Consider the following 14,452-nt stretch of genomic DNA (forward strand, 5'->3'; position numbering starts at 1 on the left):
GTGAAGTGAAGGTGTGTGGTTGGAGCAGTCGCTAGTCGACTTCTCCAACCACACACTTTTTTTATGCAATTTTTCGGACACGGTCCGGTCCGCCGCCCTTCAGCCCCGGTTGGACTCCGTAGCCACCTGACCTAGAATCGGTCAGGAATCCCATCACCAGGAAGAGGTAGACAGATGAGCGAGTCCTCCGGCGGCAGCGGTTACCGCGGCAACGGTCGCGGCGGCCAAGGAAACCGGCAGGGCCAGGGTGGCCGCGGAGGCTACGGCTCAGGCCGCGACGGATCCCGCGGCAACGACCGCGGTGGCTACCGCGGACGTGACAACGACAACCGGGGAGACAACCGGGGCGGCCGGCGCGACGACCGTCAGGGCAACCGCGACGACCGCGGTGGCTACCGCGGACGCAACAACGACAACCGCGGAGAGCGTCGCGATAACCGCGGAGACAACCGCGGTGGCCAAGGCGGCGGCGACCGTCGGTACGGTGCACGCCCCAACCGTGGTGGACAGAACCAGGGCGACGACCGTCGCCGCGACCGTCACAACGGCCCCATGCGTTCGGGCTACCGCGAGGAGCGCATCAGCCAGCGCAACCAAGAACCCGAGATCCCGACGGACGTCAGCCCGAAGGAACTCGACCCCGGCATCCGCCAGGAGCTGCGCAGCCTGTCCAAGGACAACGCGGACAAGGTCGCCGGCCACCTCGTCATGGCGGCGGCCCTGATGGACAAGGACCCCGAGCAGGCCCTCGCCCACGCACGCGCCGCCAAGGACCGTGGCGGCCGCGTCCCGATCACCCGCGAGACCCTCGGCATCGCCGCCTACCACGCCGGCAACTGGAAGGAGGCGCTCACCGAGCTGCGCGCCTCCCGTCGTATGGCCGGTGGCCCCGGCCTCCTCGCCGTCATGGCCGACTGTGAGCGCGGCCTCGGCCACCCGGACAAGGCCGTCGAACTCGGCCGCAGTCCGGAAGCAGGCGAACTCGACCCCGAGGGACGCGCCGAACTGGCCATCGTCGTCTCCGGTGCGCAGCACGACCTGGGCGACATCGACGCCGCCCTGGCCGCCCTGCAGCCGGAGTCCGAGTCCACCGACCTCCCCGCCGTGACCGCCCTGCGCGTCACCTACGCCTACGCCGACGCCCTGCTCGCCACCGGCGACACCGCCGGCGCCCGCGAATGGTTCGAGCGTGCCGTGGAGATGGACACCGAGAACGTCCTCGACGCCGAGGACCGCCTCCGCGAGCTCGGGACCGCCTGAGCCATGGCGGGACTGCAGCTCCTGGACGACTACGACGTCCTGCTCGCCGACCTCGACGGAACCGTCTTCCGCGGCGGTGAGCCGGTCGACGGCGCGCGTGAGGCCCTCGACGGCCGGCGCGTCGTCTACATCACCAACAACGCGTCCCGCTCGCCCGTGCAGGTCGCCGAGCACCTGAACTCCCTCGGCTTCCCCGCCGAGGCACCCCAGGTACTGACCTCCGCACAGGCCGGCTGCGCCCTGGCCAACGACATCCTCACCGAGCAGGGACTACCGCTCGAGGGACGTCGGGCCTACGTCGTCGGTGCGGAGTCCTTCCGCGACCTCGCCCGGGACGCCGGGTTCACCGTCGTCGACAGTGCGGACAGTGCCGGCGGGGCTCCCCATGTCGTCCTGCACGGCCACAGCCCGGACAACGGCTGGCCGGTGCTCTCGGAGGCGACGCTCTGCATCCAGCGCGGTGCGGTGTACGTCGCGTCGAACATGGACACCACCCTGCCGTCGGAACGCGGTTTCCTCGTCGGCAACGGGTCCCTGGTCGCCGCCGTGGTCAGTGCCACCGGAGTGACCCCGCGCAGCGCCGGCAAGCCGCTGCCCGAGATGTTCCGGCGCGCCGTGGCGGAGTCCGGCGCCACCCGTCCGCTGGCGGTCGGTGACCGCCTGGACACCGACATCGCCGGTGGCAACGCCGCGGGCCTCGACAGCCTCTGCGTGCTCACCGGTGTGGCCACCCACACCGAGCTGCTGGGCACGCCGTACCGTCCCACGTTCATCGCCGCGAACCTGCGCGACCACCTCGACGGCTGGACCGCCGAGGCGGTGGCCGAGGGAGACGCGGTGCAGGTCGTCGTGCACGCCGGCGAGACCGGTGACGTCGAGGTCATGGCCGCAGAGGCCGTCGCCGTCGCCGCGCCGGTGGTGTGGGCGCAGCTCGACGCCGGACGCGAGCTGCAGGACGTGACGGTCGTCGCTGCCGACGGTGACCCCGCCGCAGCGTCCGCCCTGGAGGCGTGGCGGTGAACCCCGGCGACCTGGCGAGGCAGAGCCCGACCCCCGGCACCGGCGTCTTCGACGCCGACACCCTCGTCGCCGAGGTCGACGCCCTGCTGGCGTCCGACGCCGAGGGTACCGAGGAGGCGGGGCTGCTCGAACAGGCGCACCGACTGATCAACGACGCCTTGGAGGGCCGCTGAGCATGCCGAAGGCGAACAGGAGCCGGCGTCTCCAACGACTGGACGCCGAACTGGTCAAGCGCAAGGACGCCCGCTCCCGTGAACACGCCCGCGAGATGATCCTCGCCGGGCGCGTCAGCGTCAACGGGATGCGGGCCATCAAGCCGGCCACTGGTGTCGACGGGGACGTGTCGATTCGCGTCACCGAGAGCGACGACGACCGGTGGGCGTCCCGCGGGGCGCACAAGCTCCTCGGTGCGCTCGCCGCCTTCGAGGCCGACGGCCTCGATCTCGCCGGACGCCGCGTGCTCGACGCTGGTGCGTCCACCGGCGGTTTCACCGACGTGTGCCTGCAGCGCGGCGCCGCCGAGGTGCTCGCCGTGGACGTCGGCTACGGGCAGCTGATCTGGCGGCTGCAGAACGACGACCGCGTCACCGTGATGGACCGTACCAACGTGCGTACCCTCACCCCGGAACAGCTCGGCGGACCGGCGGACGCCATGGTCGGGGACCTGTCCTTCATCTCCATCGACCTGGTGCTCCCGGCGCTCGCCGACTGCATCGCCGACGGCGGCGACCTGTTGCCGATGGTCAAGCCGCAGTTCGAGGTCGGACGCCAGCGGCTCGGGCACGGGGGAGTGGTGCGCGACCCGGCCCTGCGTGCCGAGGTCACCCTGGACGTGGCACATGCGGCGCGTCGGCACGGACTGTCGACACGCGCCGTCGTCGCCTCACCGTTGCCCGGTCCCAGCGGAAACGTGGAATACTTTCTCTGGTTGGTGAAAGATGGTGGTGTGAGCGCCCCCGATGACGAGGAACTGACCACCATGGTCGACAAGGCAGTGAAGGAGGGTCCCCAGTGACCGACGACGCCCCCCGCGTCCGCGAGGTGCTCCTGGTCGCGCACACCGGAGCGGCCGACAAACTCTCCATGGCCGCCGCGGCCGCCCAACGGCTCTCCGACGGTGGGCTCACCGTGCGCGTGATGTCCACCGGCGACCCCGCACCCGTGGCCCGCCACGAGATCCTCGGGCGTTTCCCGCGCTACGGGCACACCACCGAGGCCGCCCGCGGGGTGGACCTGGTGCTCGTCCTCGGCGGGGACGGGACGTTCCTGCGCGCCGCCGACATCGCCCACGCCCAGGACGTGCCCGTGCTGGGCGTGAACATGGGCCACATCGGCTTCCTCGCCGAGTGGGAGCAGGAGTCGCTGGAGGAGGCCCTGGACCGGGTCATCGCCGGCGACTACCGCATCGAGAACCGGATGACACTGTCGATCACCGCCCGCGACACCGACGGCCGTGTGCTGGGCACCGGCTGGGCGCTCAACGAGTGCTCGGTGGAGAACCTGAACCGCCAGGGCGTGCTGGACACGATCCTGGAAGTCGACCAACGCCCGGTGAGCTCCTTCGGCTGCGACGGCGTGCTGGTCTCCACCCCGACCGGGTCGACGGCCTACGCCTTCTCCGCCGGCGGGCCGATCCTGTGGCCCGAACTGGCGTCTATCCTGGTGGTGCCGTCGAACGCGCACACCCTGTTCGCCCGCCCGCTGGTCGTCAGCCCCGACTCCACGGTGGCGGTGGAGACCAACCCGCACACCTCCCCGGCGACCGCGGTGATGGACGGTTTCCGTCAGATCCACATGCCCCCGGGTGCGCGCGTGGAGATCCGCCGCGGCCCGCAGGATGTGCGCTGGGTACGCCTGGACACCGAACCGTTCACCGACCGTCTCGTCCAGAAGTTCCGTCTCCCGGTGACCGGGTGGCGCGGACCGCGCAGGTGACGGGGATGCTGAGGGAACTCCAGATCCGGAACCTGGGTGTCATCGAGGAGGCCGTCGCCGAATTCACCGACGGTTTCACCGTGGTCACCGGCGAGACCGGCGCCGGCAAGACGATGGTCGTCACCGGCCTGAAGCTGCTCTCCGGCTCGCGGGCGGACAGTCAGCGCGTGCGCGCCGGCACCGACCGTGCCACCGTCGACGGGATCTTCCACACCGGTGGGGACACCGCCGACTCCAGGTCCGCCGCGGCGTTGGTCGACGAGGTCGGCGGCTACGTGGAGGACGGCGAGGTCGTGGCCTCCCGCTCGGTGAGCTCCTCCGGGCGCTCCCGTGCCCACCTGGCCGGACGCACCGTCGCCGCCGGCGTGCTCGCCGACTTCGCCTCCCGCCTGCTGACCATCCACGGCCAGTCCGACCAGCTCCAGCTGCTCGACCCGACCCGTCAGCTGCGCAACCTCGACCGTTTCGCCGGCCTCGACGAGGACCGGCGTGCCTACCGACGTCTGCGGCGGGAGTGGGCGACGTTGGCCCGCGACCTGAACGAGCGCACCGAGAAGCGTCGCGACCTCGCCCTGGAGGCGGAGACGTTGCGTCGGTCCCTCGACGAGATCGACGGCCTGGACCCGCAGCCCGGTGAGGACGACGAGCTCAAGGCGATGATCAGCCGGCTGCAGGACGCCGACGAGGTGCGCGACGCGGCCCTGGCCGCCCTCGCCGCGATCGACGGCGGCGACCCCGACGCCGCAACGGAGGACACCGCCGCGGTGGACTCGGTGGCCGCCGCCGCGTCCGCCCTGGCCGGACGGACGGGGGCCGAACCCCGCTTCGGCGACCTCGCCGCGCGCCTCAACGCCTTGGTCACGGACCTGGCGGACATCTCCGGGGAGATCGGGGCGACCCTGGCGGACATCCCGGCGCCGGAGAGCCTCGAGGGACTGCTGGCACGCCAGCAGGACCTGCGCGAACTGCGCAAGTACGCCTCCGACATCGACGGCGTGCTGGCGTGGCGCGACAAGGCCCACGACCGGTTGTCGTCCATCGACGTCTCCGGCGACGCCCTGGAGGAGCTGCGTGGCCGGGTCGGCGAAGCAGAGTCGGCGATGCTGGAGGCCGCGGCGGCACTGTCGGCGGCACGTACCGCGGCCGCCGGGCGTTTCGCCGGTGCCGTCAGCGACGAGATCGCCGGGCTGCAGATGTCGTCCTCCCTGCGGGTCGACGTCCGCACCGCAGGTGCCGGCACCGCCGGAGGAACAGGCACGGCCGGCCCCGGGGACTGCGGACCCGACGGTGTCGACGAGGTCGAGTTCCTGCTGGTGCAGGGCGGCAAGCCGAACTCGCTGGCCGCCACGGCGTCCGGCGGTGAGCTCTCCCGCGTGATGCTCGCCCTGGAGGTCGTGCTGGCGGGCACGGGCCGCACCATGGTCTTCGACGAGGTCGACTCGGGGGTCGGCGGACGTGCCGCGGTGGAGATCGGCCGGCGTCTCGCCCGCCTCGCCGTCGACAACCAGGTCATCGTGGTGACCCACCTGCCGCAGGTGGCGGCGTTCGCCGACGCGCACGTGCACGTCGCCAAGGCGTCCGACGACGACTCGGTGCGCTCCAGCGTGCGCACGCTGAGCTCGGCCGAGCGCGTCGAGGAGCTCTCGCGCATGCTCGCCGGCCTGGAGTCCGACACCGGGCGTGCCCACGCCGAGGAACTCCTGGAGACCGCCCGCGAGGCGAAGGTGGAGATCGGCGGGCGGTGATTACACGGCGCGTCTCGGCGCGCCTACCCCGCACACGCGGGGGCAACCGTCACAATGGTCCCCATGATCTTCTCCCGCAACGACACCCCCGGCATCCACGGCCACACCCGGGACTGCACTGGGACGAGCGTCACCGGAAAGCTGTCCGAGGGCGACATCGTCGTCGTCGACCAGCCCGACACCGGCCGTGCGCTCGCCCAGAAGTTCATCGACGCCAAGGTCGCCGCGGTGGTCAACACCGCGGCGTTCTCCACCGGCAACGTGCCGAACTTCGGGCCGCAGATGATGCTGGACGCCGGCATCGTCCTGGTCGACAACGCCGACCCCACGATCACCGACCGCCTCAAGAACGGCCGCAAGGGCCGGCTGCACGAGGGCAAGATCCTCTACGGCGACCGGTCGATCGGCAAGGGCGAGGTCCTCGACGAGGACACCGCGGTGACCCGTTTCGACGAGGCGCGGGAGACCCTCGCCGACCACATGGAGGCGTTCACCGGCAACACCGCCGAGTTCGTCCGCACCGAGGCCCCGCTGTTCATCGACGGCCTGGGTGTGCCGGAGGTCGGCGTGGACATGGACGACCGCAAGGTGCTGGTCGTCAGCCCGGACCCGGACATCGACGAGAAGCTGAAGTCCCTGCGCTACTTCATCCGCGAGTACGAGCCCGTGGTCGTGGCGGTCGACGGGGCGGCGGACACCCTGGTCAAGCACGGTTACCGTCCGCGCGTGATCGTCGGCGACCCGGAGCTGATCAGCAACGACGCGCTGAACTGCGGTGCGACGATCGTGCTGCCGGCCGAGCCGGACGGCCACGCCGCGGGCCTGGAGCGCATCCAGGACCTGGGTGTCGGTGCGATGACCTTCCCGGCGGCGACCTCGGACTCCACCGACCTGGCGCTGCTGCTCGCCGACTACCACGGTGCGTCGATGGTCGTGACCCTGGGCCCGGTGCTGGACCTGGACCGTATCTTCGACACCGCGCAGTCCCCGGACACGCCCTCGGCGATGCTGTCGCGTCTGCGCGTCGGCGGCCGGCTGGTCGACTCCACGGCCGTGGCCGAGCTCTACCGGGTCTCGCGTAGCGGCGGCGGCTGGTGGTGGGCGCTCGTCGGCGTACTGCTGGCGGTGGTGGTCATCGTGCTGATCGCCGGCTTCAGCGGTTCCGGCAACTTCGCCGACAACCTCGTCGACACGTGGAACAACATCGCCCTGCGCTTCCAGGACCTGTTCTGATGGGCGCGGGGAAGACGACGGGAGTCGTGGCACTCGGCGTGGCGGTGGGTACCGCCCTGGGCTTCTACGTGCTGGCGCCGAACGTGGAGGGCGGCCCGGCGGCCGCCGACTCCGAGACGCGCGCGGAGCTCAGCGCCGAGTCCGACCGCGCCGACCTGGCCACCGCCGAGGGCGACGCGTCCGACGAGGTGCTCTCCGGTCTCGCCGCCGACGCCGTCGGCGACGACCTCGCCGACCGGTCGGTGCTGGTGCTCGCCACCGCCGACGCCGAGGATGAGGCGGTCGACGACGTCCGCTCGCTCATCGGCGAGGCGGGCGGGGAGGATGCCGGCACGCTGCGGCTCGACGCGTCCTTCACCTCCCCGGACTCCGGTGACGAGCTGAAGTCCCTGGCGGCGGGCAGCCTCCCGGCCGGGGCGTCGTTGTCGGAGGACCGCATGGACCCCGGCTACCACGTGGGAGAGCTGCTGGGGCAGACCCTGGGGTCCGGGCGCGACGCTGCCAGCGAGTCCGACCGCGCGGTGGTCCTGGGCGCGCTCGGCAACGCCGGCTTCTTCAGCGACGGGCAGGACGACCTGTCCCCGGCCGACGCGGTCGTCGTCGTCACCGGCGGGGCCTCCGAGGGCGACGGGGACGGGAACTACTCGACCCGGTTCGTCGCGGACATGGCCACCGCGCTGGACGCCACGACCGGCGGCACGGTGCTCGCCGGCGAGAACGGTTCCGCCGCCCGCGACGGGGCCGTCGGCCTGGTCCGCGCCGACTCCGACGCCACCGAGAACGTCTCCACCGTGGACAACGTGAACACCACCGCCGGACGCATCACCGTGGTCCGCGCGCTCGCCGGACAGCTCGACGGCGACGCCGGCGCCTACGGCTCGGCGTCCAACGCCGCCTCCGCGACGGTGGAATAGAGGGTGGCGGCCCATCTCTGTTAGGCTGAAGCCCCGTAGGTTTTATCAGTTCCAACCACGGGAGTCGATGTGTCTCAGGGCCGCAGCGAGCAGCACACCAAGTTTATTTTCGTCACCGGCGGCGTCGTCTCGTCGCTCGGTAAGGGCCTGACCGCCGCCAGCCTGGGGCAGTTGCTGGTGGCCCGTGGCCTGAAGGTCACGATGCAGAAGCTGGATCCGTACCTCAACGTCGATCCCGGCACCATGAACCCCTTCGAGCACGGTGAGGTCTTCGTCACCGACGACGGGGCCGAGACCGACCTGGACCTGGGCCACTACGAGCGCTTCCTGGACCGCAGCCTCACCCAGAACGCCAACGTCACCACCGGCAAGGTGTACTCCACGGTGATCGCCAAGGAGCGTCGCGGCGAGTTCCTCGGCAAGACCGTGCAGGTCATCCCGCACATCACCGACGAGATCAAGTCCCGCATCCTCGCCCAGGCGCTGCCGGACGCCGACGGGGTCCGTCCGGACGTGGTGATCTCCGAGATCGGCGGCACCGTCGGTGACATCGAGTCCCAGCCCTTCCTCGAGGCCGCCCGTCAGGTGCGCCACGAGGTCGGCCGGGAGAACATCTTCTTCATCCACGTCTCCCTGGTGCCCTACCTGGCTCCCTCGGGCGAGCTGAAGACCAAGCCGACCCAGCACTCCGTGGCTGAGCTGCGCAGCATCGGCATCATCCCGGACTCCATCGTCCTGCGCTGCGACCGTGAGGTCCCGGAGGGACTGAAGTCGAAGATCGCCCTGATGACCGACGTCGACGAGGAGGGTGTGGTGTCCTGCGCGGACGCCGCCTCGATCTACGACATCCCGCGGGTGCTCTACCGCGAGCACCTCGACTCCTTCCTCATCCGCAAGCTCAACCTGCCGTTCCGCGACGTGGACTGGACCGTGTGGGGCGGGCTGCTCGACCGGGTGCACTCCCCGAAGGGCGAGGTGACCGTGGGGCTGGTCGGCAAGTACATCGACCTGCCGGACGCCTACCTCTCCGTCGCCGAGGCCATCCGCGCCGGTGCGTTCGGCGAGCAGGTCAAGGCCAAGGTGCGGTGGGTCGCCGCCGACGACTGCGCCACCCCGGAAGGCGCGGCGAGCGCGCTGGAGGGCTGCGACGCGGTGGTCGTGCCCGGCGGCTTCGGCATCCGCGGCATCGAGGGCAAGATCGGCGCGATCACGCACTGCCGTGAGAACCTGGTGCCGATGCTGGGCATCTGCCTGGGCCTGCAGTGCACCGTCATCGAGGCCGCGCGTCACGCCGGCATCGAGGACGCCTCGTCCACCGAGTTCGACGAGAACACCCCCTCCCCGGTGATCTCCACGATGGCCGAGCAGCAGGCGGCGGTCTCCGGTCAGGCCGACCTGGGCGGAACGATGCGCCTGGGCGCCTACCCCGCGGTGCTGGAGGCCGGCACCGTGGTGGCCGACGCCTACGGCGAGACCGAGGTCTCCGAGCGTCACCGTCACCGCTACGAGGTCAACAACCGCTACCGCGAGCAGATCGCGGAGAACTCCGACCTGGTGTTCTCCGGCACCTCGCCGGACGGCACCCTCGTCGAGTTCGTCGAGTACCCGACCTCCGTGCACCCCTACCTGGTCGCCACGCAGGCGCACCCCGAGTACAAGTCGCGTCCGACGCGTCCGCACCCGCTGTTCAGCGGCCTGGTGCGCGCCGCGGTGGCGCGGCAGGGCAAGTAGGACGCGCAGGACGCGGGGGAGCCAGAGGAGGCCCAGTGGAGTACCGCATACTGTCCAGCGAACTCCTGGTGGACGCCCCGGTCGTCGCACTGCGCCGCGACCGGATCACCACGGCCACCGGCGAGGCCCGGCGTGAGGTGGTCGAGCACTTCGGTGCCGCCGCGATCGTGGCGCTGCGGAATTCCCCGCGGGATTCCCCGTCCGATTCGTCGCAGCCCGGGCGTCCCGAGGTGATGCTGGTCCGCCAGTACCGCCGCCCCGTGGACCGCTACCTGTGGGAGCTGCCTGCCGGCCTGCTGGACATGGCGGGGGAGGATCCGCTGAGCACGGCGCGACGTGAACTCGCCGAGGAGGCGGGGCTGTCCGCCGGGCGCTGGCACCTCCTGGGCGACATCTGCCCCTCACCGGGGATCAGCGAGGAGATGTGCCGCATCTTCCTCGCCGAGGACGTCCACCCCCTGACCGCGGAGGACGCCGCGGAGCTGGAGGAGGCCACCGGCGAGGAGGCCGACATGACCTCCCGCTGGACACCGGTGGACGAGGCGGTGGACATGGTCCGCCGCGGCGAGATCGTGAACGCCACGGCCGTCGCCGGTCTGCTGCACCTGCACGCCGGCACACGCCGGGACGTCTCCGAACCCTTCGACCACCACTCCGGTCTGGCCGAACGGCGTCAGGGGGGACTGGCGCGGGGGACGGACATGAAGCATGTGCGCTGACGCCGCGGCTGATGCCGGGGCTGACCCAGACGCCGCGGCCGACGCCGACCGGCGTCGCGTCCGCGCCTGGATGCGGCACCTGCGTACCGAACGCGGACGCAGCGCGAACACCCTCGACAACTACGGTCGCGACATCGACCGTTACCTGGGGTGGCTGGCGGACGGGGGCCTGGACATGACGACGGTGACCACGGGGGACATCGAACGTTTCATCGTCGACCTGCGTACCGGTTGCGCCGCGACGGGCGGGCGGGCGTTGGCGCAGTCCTCGGTCGCACGGGTACTCAGCGCCGTCCGCGGGCTCCACAGGTTCACCGCCGCCGAGTCGGGCCTGCCGGACGTCGTGGCCGAGGTGCCCCTGGCGCCCGGGCGCAGGGACCTGCCGAAGGCGTTGACGACCGACCAGGTGCTCCGGCTGATCGAGGCGTGCCCCGAGGGCGAGGCCGCCGGACCGCTGAACCTGCGCGACCGGGCGCTTGTCGAGCTGCTGTACTCCACCGGCGCACGAATCAGTGAAGCCACGGCCCTTGACCTCGATGACATCGACCGCAACGACGGCCTGGTGCGCGTGCGGGGCAAGGGCGGCAAGGACCGCATCCTGCCGGTGGGTGGGCCGGCCCTGTCGGCGTTGGACGCCTACCTCACCCGGGCGCGTCCCCAACTGGCTCAACGCAGCCGGCACGGCGCGGACGCCGCCGCCCTCCTGCTCACCGCCCGCGGGGGCCGTCTGACCAGGCAGTCCGGGTACAAGATCATCTCCGGGGCCGCCGAGCGTGCGGGCCTCGGCGAGATCTCGCCGCACAGTCTGAGGCACAGTTTCGCCACCCATCTGCTCACCGGCGGGGCGGACGTGCGGGTGGTGCAGGAGCTGCTCGGGCACTCGAGTGTGTCGACCACGCAGATCTACACGAAGGTCACCCCCGACCTGCTTCGGGAATCCTGGGCGGAGTCGCATCCGCGTGCGTGATAATCTGAACCGTGTGATTTGTTCATCGTGGTGGCGTGATGCGATCCCCTCGGAGCCACCGAGGATCAACGGCACCGAATCAAGGAAGGGAGCTTGACGAGATGGCTCGTTCATCAGAAGGCCTGTTCGACAAGCCCCAGGTCGGTCTCACCGGACGCCCGCTGCGCGAGATTCCGCGCCCCGCGGCGCTCGACCGGCACGGCCCGGCGACCGTCATCGCGATGTGCAACCAGAAGGGCGGCGTGGGCAAGACCACGTCGACGATCAACATGGGCGCCGCGCTGGCGTTCTACGGGCGTCGCGTCCTGCTCGTCGACCTCGACCCGCAGGGGGCGCTCTCGGCGGGGCTGGGCATCGACCACGAAGAGCTCGACGTGACGATCTACAACCTGCTGGTGGACAACACCGCCACGATCCACGAGGCGCTGCACTCCAGCCCGGTGGAGGGCCTGGACGTGGTCCCGGCGAACATCGACCTGTCCGCCGCGGAGATCCAGCTCGTCAACGAGGTCGGCCGGGAACAGGCGCTCGCACGTGCCCTGCAGCCGGTGATGAACGACTACGACTACGTGATCGTGGACTGCCAGCCGTCGCTCGGACTGCTCACCGTCAACGCGCTGAGCTGTGCCGACAGCGTGATCATCCCGATGGAGTGCGAGTACTTCTCGTTGCGTGGTCTGGCGCTGCTCACCGACACCGTGGAGAAGGTCCGCGACCGCCTGAACTTCCGGCTCGAGGTCACCGGCATCCTGGTGACCATGTTCGACCGGCGCACCAACCACTCCCGTGAGGTCATGGAGCGTGTCGTCGAGGTGTTCGGGGACAAGGTCTTCGACACCGTGATCACCCGGACCGTGCGCTTCCCGGAGACCTCGGTGGCGGGGGAGCCGATCACCTCCTGGGCCCCGTCCTCCGATGGCGCCCACCAGTACCTTGACCTCGCGGCCGAGGTCGTCGAAAGGACCTGAGGGTGGGCGAGGTTCCGGAGCACGTCGAGCAACCGGAGCTCACCGGGTTCCGGGTCGCCCTGGCCAACTTCGACGGGCCCTTCGACCTGCTGCTGCAGCTGATCCACTCCCGCAAGATGGACGTGACCGAGGTCGCCCTGGCGACGGTCACCGACGAGTTCATCTCCTACACCCGCTCGTTGACCGGCAGTGTCGACGACCTGGACGAGGTGACCGAGTTCCTCGTCGTCGCCGCCACGCTGCTGGACCTCAAGGCCGCACGGTTGGTCCCGCGCGGGGAGGTCGAGAACGAGGAGGACCTGGCCCTGCTGGAGTCCCGCGACCTGCTGTTCGCCCGCCTGCTGCAGTACCGCGCGTACAAGTCGGTGGCTGGACTGTTCGCTGAATGGCAGCGCGACGCCGACCGCAGCTACCCCGTCCAGCTCTCCCCGGAGGAGCACTTCACCGACCTCATGCCACCGGTGGAGCTGGGGCTGACACCCGAGCAGTTCGCCGAGCGGGCGGCGGCGGTGTTCCGTCCGACCCCGTCCGAGGTCTCCACCGGGCACCTGCACGCCCAGGAGGTGTCCGTCCCGGAGCAGGCCGGGCACATCCTGTCGACCTTGCGGGTCGCCGGTGCGGAGACCTGGGTCAGTTTCAGTACCCTGATCTCGGACTGCGAGGTGTCGATGAAGGTCGTCGGACGGTTCCTCGCCCTGCTGGAGCTCTACAAGGCACGCGCGGTGGGCATCGAACAGCCCGAACCGCTCGAGGAGATGACCGTGGCGTGGACGGGGCTGAACGTGGACCCTGCCGTGGTCGCGGCTAGTAACTGGGACTGAATCAACGTTGAGAGGATGCTGGACATGGAACCGGTGAGTGTCGTTCGTAGTCGTCTGGAGTCGCTGCTGCTCGTCTCCGACGAACCGACCTCGGCCGTCGACTTCGCCCGAGTGCTGGAGACCTCCGAGGAGTCGGTGACCGACGCGTTGCAGGAGATCGCCACGGAGTTCTCGGACCGGGGGATGGGGTTCGAGCTTCGTGAACGCGATGGACTGTGGCGGTTGTACACGCGACGGGAGAACTCGGCGACGGTGGAGGCGAAGATTCTCGACGGTTCGCAGCAGCGACTCTCCCGGGCGGCGTTGGAGACCCTCGCCGTGGTGGCCTACCGCCAACCGGTCACCCGGTCGCAGGTCGCCGGCGTGCGTGGGGTGAACTGTGACGGGGTGATGCGCACGTTGGCGTTGCGCGGCCTGATCGCCGAGGTCGGTGTGACCGGGGAGGTCGGTGGTGCACACCTGTACGCCACCACGGACCTGTTCCTGGAGCAGTTGGGCATCGAGTCGCTCGAGGCGCTGCCGAACCTCGCACCGTTGCTGCCCGACGTGGACGCCATCGACGCCCTCGACTAAGGTGCCTGGCCCGCACGTCTGGCCCCTGCACCTGGGAGGGTGCGGGGGTCGTCGTGTGCGTGTGCGGTCGGTGAGGGTCCTAGTCGGGTGGGGCTTCGGGTCCGTCGGGCTCTTCTGGGTCGTCGAAGGTGAGGGGTCTGTCCGGGTCGTAGGCCTCGGCCAGCGGGCCGGTGGCACGGGTGGTGTAGCGCGCCCCGCCGGGGCCCTGCCACTCGATGGTGAACCCACCGTCGGTGGTGGAGCACGTCCACACCCCGGCGGTTTTCAACCGGTGGTGCGGGCGGCACAGTTTCTGCCCGTTGCTCGGATGCGTGGCCCCGTCACTGTCGGGGTCGGTGTGGGCGGAGTTGACGATGTGGTCGTTGTCGCACAGGGCGGCCGGCACATCACAGTTGGGGAAGCGGCAGGTCGCGTCCCGGCCTTCGAGGTAGGTCTTGTGCCCGGCGAGGAACGGGTAGCCCTCGGAGGTGGGGTAGTCCTGCGGATCTGTGGGGATCTCGGTGATCTTGCTTGCCTCGCAGGTGCCTTCGAGGCGGTCGGCGGTGGCGGGGTTGAGCCAGCCGACC

General features: G+C 70.5%; 15 protein-coding genes. 14 read left to right on the forward strand and 1 reads right to left on the reverse strand.

The window, feature by feature from the left end; genetic code table 11:
- Nucleotides 1-174 precede the first annotated feature (174 nt).
- The 14 genes from ACT3TD_RS13990 to scpB all read left to right on the forward strand — a co-directional run bounded on the left by ACT3TD_RS13990 (nt 175) and on the right by scpB (nt 13,886).
- Nucleotides 175-1,260 (forward strand): tetratricopeptide repeat protein, encoded by a 1,086-nt coding sequence (locus ACT3TD_RS13990; RefSeq protein WP_301442704.1) that lies wholly within the window; start codon nt 175-177, stop codon nt 1,258-1,260.
- Between the two features lie 3 nt (nt 1,261-1,263).
- Nucleotides 1,264-2,280 (forward strand): HAD-IIA family hydrolase, encoded by a 1,017-nt coding sequence (locus tag ACT3TD_RS13995; RefSeq protein ID WP_301442703.1) that lies wholly within the window; start codon nt 1,264-1,266, stop codon nt 2,278-2,280.
- A complete protein-coding gene (locus ACT3TD_RS14000; RefSeq protein WP_301442702.1) occupies nt 2,271-2,453 on the forward strand; it encodes a hypothetical protein in 183 nt (60 codons plus the stop codon). Before ACT3TD_RS13995 ends, ACT3TD_RS14000 begins: the two co-directional genes overlap by 10 nt.
- Before the next feature lie 2 nt (nt 2,454-2,455).
- On the forward strand, nt 2,456-3,295 hold the full coding sequence (locus ACT3TD_RS14005) for a TlyA family RNA methyltransferase (protein WP_444615170.1): 840 nt from the start codon (nt 2,456-2,458) through the stop codon (nt 3,293-3,295).
- A complete protein-coding gene (locus ACT3TD_RS14010) occupies nt 3,292-4,215 on the forward strand; it encodes an NAD kinase (protein WP_301442700.1) in 924 nt (307 codons plus the stop codon). The genes ACT3TD_RS14005 and ACT3TD_RS14010 overlap by 4 nt, the downstream gene beginning before the upstream one ends.
- A gap of 5 nt (nt 4,216-4,220) precedes the next feature.
- On the forward strand, nt 4,221-5,960 hold the full coding sequence (recN, locus tag ACT3TD_RS14015) for a DNA repair protein RecN (RefSeq protein ID WP_301442699.1): 1,740 nt from the start codon (nt 4,221-4,223) through the stop codon (nt 5,958-5,960).
- 54 nt (nt 5,961-6,014) lie between these two features.
- Nucleotides 6,015-7,193: a putative cytokinetic ring protein SteA gene (gene steA / locus ACT3TD_RS14020; protein WP_301442698.1), complete on the forward strand. Its 1,179-nt coding sequence runs from the start codon at nt 6,015-6,017 to the stop codon at nt 7,191-7,193.
- The gene (locus ACT3TD_RS14025; RefSeq protein ID WP_301442697.1) at nt 7,193-8,107 is read left to right on the forward strand and encodes a copper transporter; all 915 of its coding nucleotides are present in this window, start codon (nt 7,193-7,195) and stop codon (nt 8,105-8,107) included. The genes steA and ACT3TD_RS14025 overlap by 1 nt, the downstream gene beginning before the upstream one ends.
- 69 nt (nt 8,108-8,176) lie before the next feature.
- Nucleotides 8,177-9,838 carry a CTP synthase gene (locus tag ACT3TD_RS14030; protein WP_301442696.1) on the forward strand — a complete coding sequence of 554 codons (1,662 nt, stop codon included), beginning with the start codon at nt 8,177-8,179 and terminating at the stop codon, nt 9,836-9,838.
- Nucleotides 9,839-9,873: 35 nt separating this feature from the next.
- Nucleotides 9,874-10,557 carry an NUDIX domain-containing protein gene (locus tag ACT3TD_RS14035; RefSeq protein ID WP_301442695.1) on the forward strand — a complete coding sequence of 228 codons (684 nt, stop codon included), beginning with the start codon at nt 9,874-9,876 and terminating at the stop codon, nt 10,555-10,557.
- The gene (locus tag ACT3TD_RS14040) at nt 10,547-11,524 is read left to right on the forward strand and encodes a site-specific tyrosine recombinase XerD (RefSeq protein ID WP_301442694.1); all 978 of its coding nucleotides are present in this window, start codon (nt 10,547-10,549) and stop codon (nt 11,522-11,524) included. The genes ACT3TD_RS14035 and ACT3TD_RS14040 overlap by 11 nt, the downstream gene beginning before the upstream one ends.
- 101 nt (nt 11,525-11,625) lie before the next feature.
- Nucleotides 11,626-12,492 (forward strand): ParA family protein, encoded by an 867-nt coding sequence (locus ACT3TD_RS14045; RefSeq protein WP_301442693.1) that lies wholly within the window; start codon nt 11,626-11,628, stop codon nt 12,490-12,492.
- 2 nt (nt 12,493-12,494) lie between these two features.
- On the forward strand, nt 12,495-13,313 hold the full coding sequence (locus ACT3TD_RS14050) for a segregation and condensation protein A (protein ID WP_301442692.1): 819 nt from the start codon (nt 12,495-12,497) through the stop codon (nt 13,311-13,313).
- Nucleotides 13,314-13,337: 24 nt separating this feature from the next.
- Nucleotides 13,338-13,886 (forward strand): SMC-Scp complex subunit ScpB, encoded by a 549-nt coding sequence (scpB, locus tag ACT3TD_RS14055; protein WP_301442691.1) that lies wholly within the window; start codon nt 13,338-13,340, stop codon nt 13,884-13,886.
- A 79-nt stretch (nt 13,887-13,965) separates the two neighbouring features.
- Here scpB and ACT3TD_RS14060 read toward each other — a convergent pair.
- The coding region (locus tag ACT3TD_RS14060; protein ID WP_444615171.1) for an HNH endonuclease signature motif containing protein at nt 13,966-14,452 on the reverse strand (487 nt) is incomplete at its 5' end.

It is taken from the genome of Corynebacterium sp. AOP36-E1-14 (assembly GCF_052377495.1).
Taxonomy (GTDB): Bacteria; Actinomycetota; Actinomycetes; order Mycobacteriales; family Mycobacteriaceae; genus Corynebacterium.

Excerpts from the sequence above, each read along its gene's own strand:
- ACT3TD_RS13990 (WP_301442704.1), top strand. The coding sequence starts at position 175 with ATGAGCGAGTCCTCCGGCGGCAGCGGTTACCGCGGCAACGGTCGCGGC.
- ACT3TD_RS13995 (WP_301442703.1), top strand. The coding sequence starts at position 1,264 with ATGGCGGGACTGCAGCTCCTGGACGACTACGACGTCCTGCTCGCCGAC.
- ACT3TD_RS14005 (WP_444615170.1), top strand. The coding sequence starts at position 2,456 with ATGCCGAAGGCGAACAGGAGCCGGCGTCTCCAACGACTGGACGCCGAA.
- recN (WP_301442699.1), top strand. The coding sequence starts at position 4,221 with ATGCTGAGGGAACTCCAGATCCGGAACCTGGGTGTCATCGAGGAGGCC.
- steA (WP_301442698.1), top strand. The coding sequence starts at position 6,015 with ATGGTCCCCATGATCTTCTCCCGCAACGACACCCCCGGCATCCACGGC.
- ACT3TD_RS14025 (WP_301442697.1), top strand. The coding sequence starts at position 7,193 with ATGGGCGCGGGGAAGACGACGGGAGTCGTGGCACTCGGCGTGGCGGTG.
- ACT3TD_RS14040 (WP_301442694.1), top strand. The coding sequence starts at position 10,547 with ATGTGCGCTGACGCCGCGGCTGATGCCGGGGCTGACCCAGACGCCGCG.
- ACT3TD_RS14045 (WP_301442693.1), top strand. The coding sequence starts at position 11,626 with ATGGCTCGTTCATCAGAAGGCCTGTTCGACAAGCCCCAGGTCGGTCTC.
- scpB (WP_301442691.1), top strand. The coding sequence starts at position 13,338 with ATGGAACCGGTGAGTGTCGTTCGTAGTCGTCTGGAGTCGCTGCTGCTC.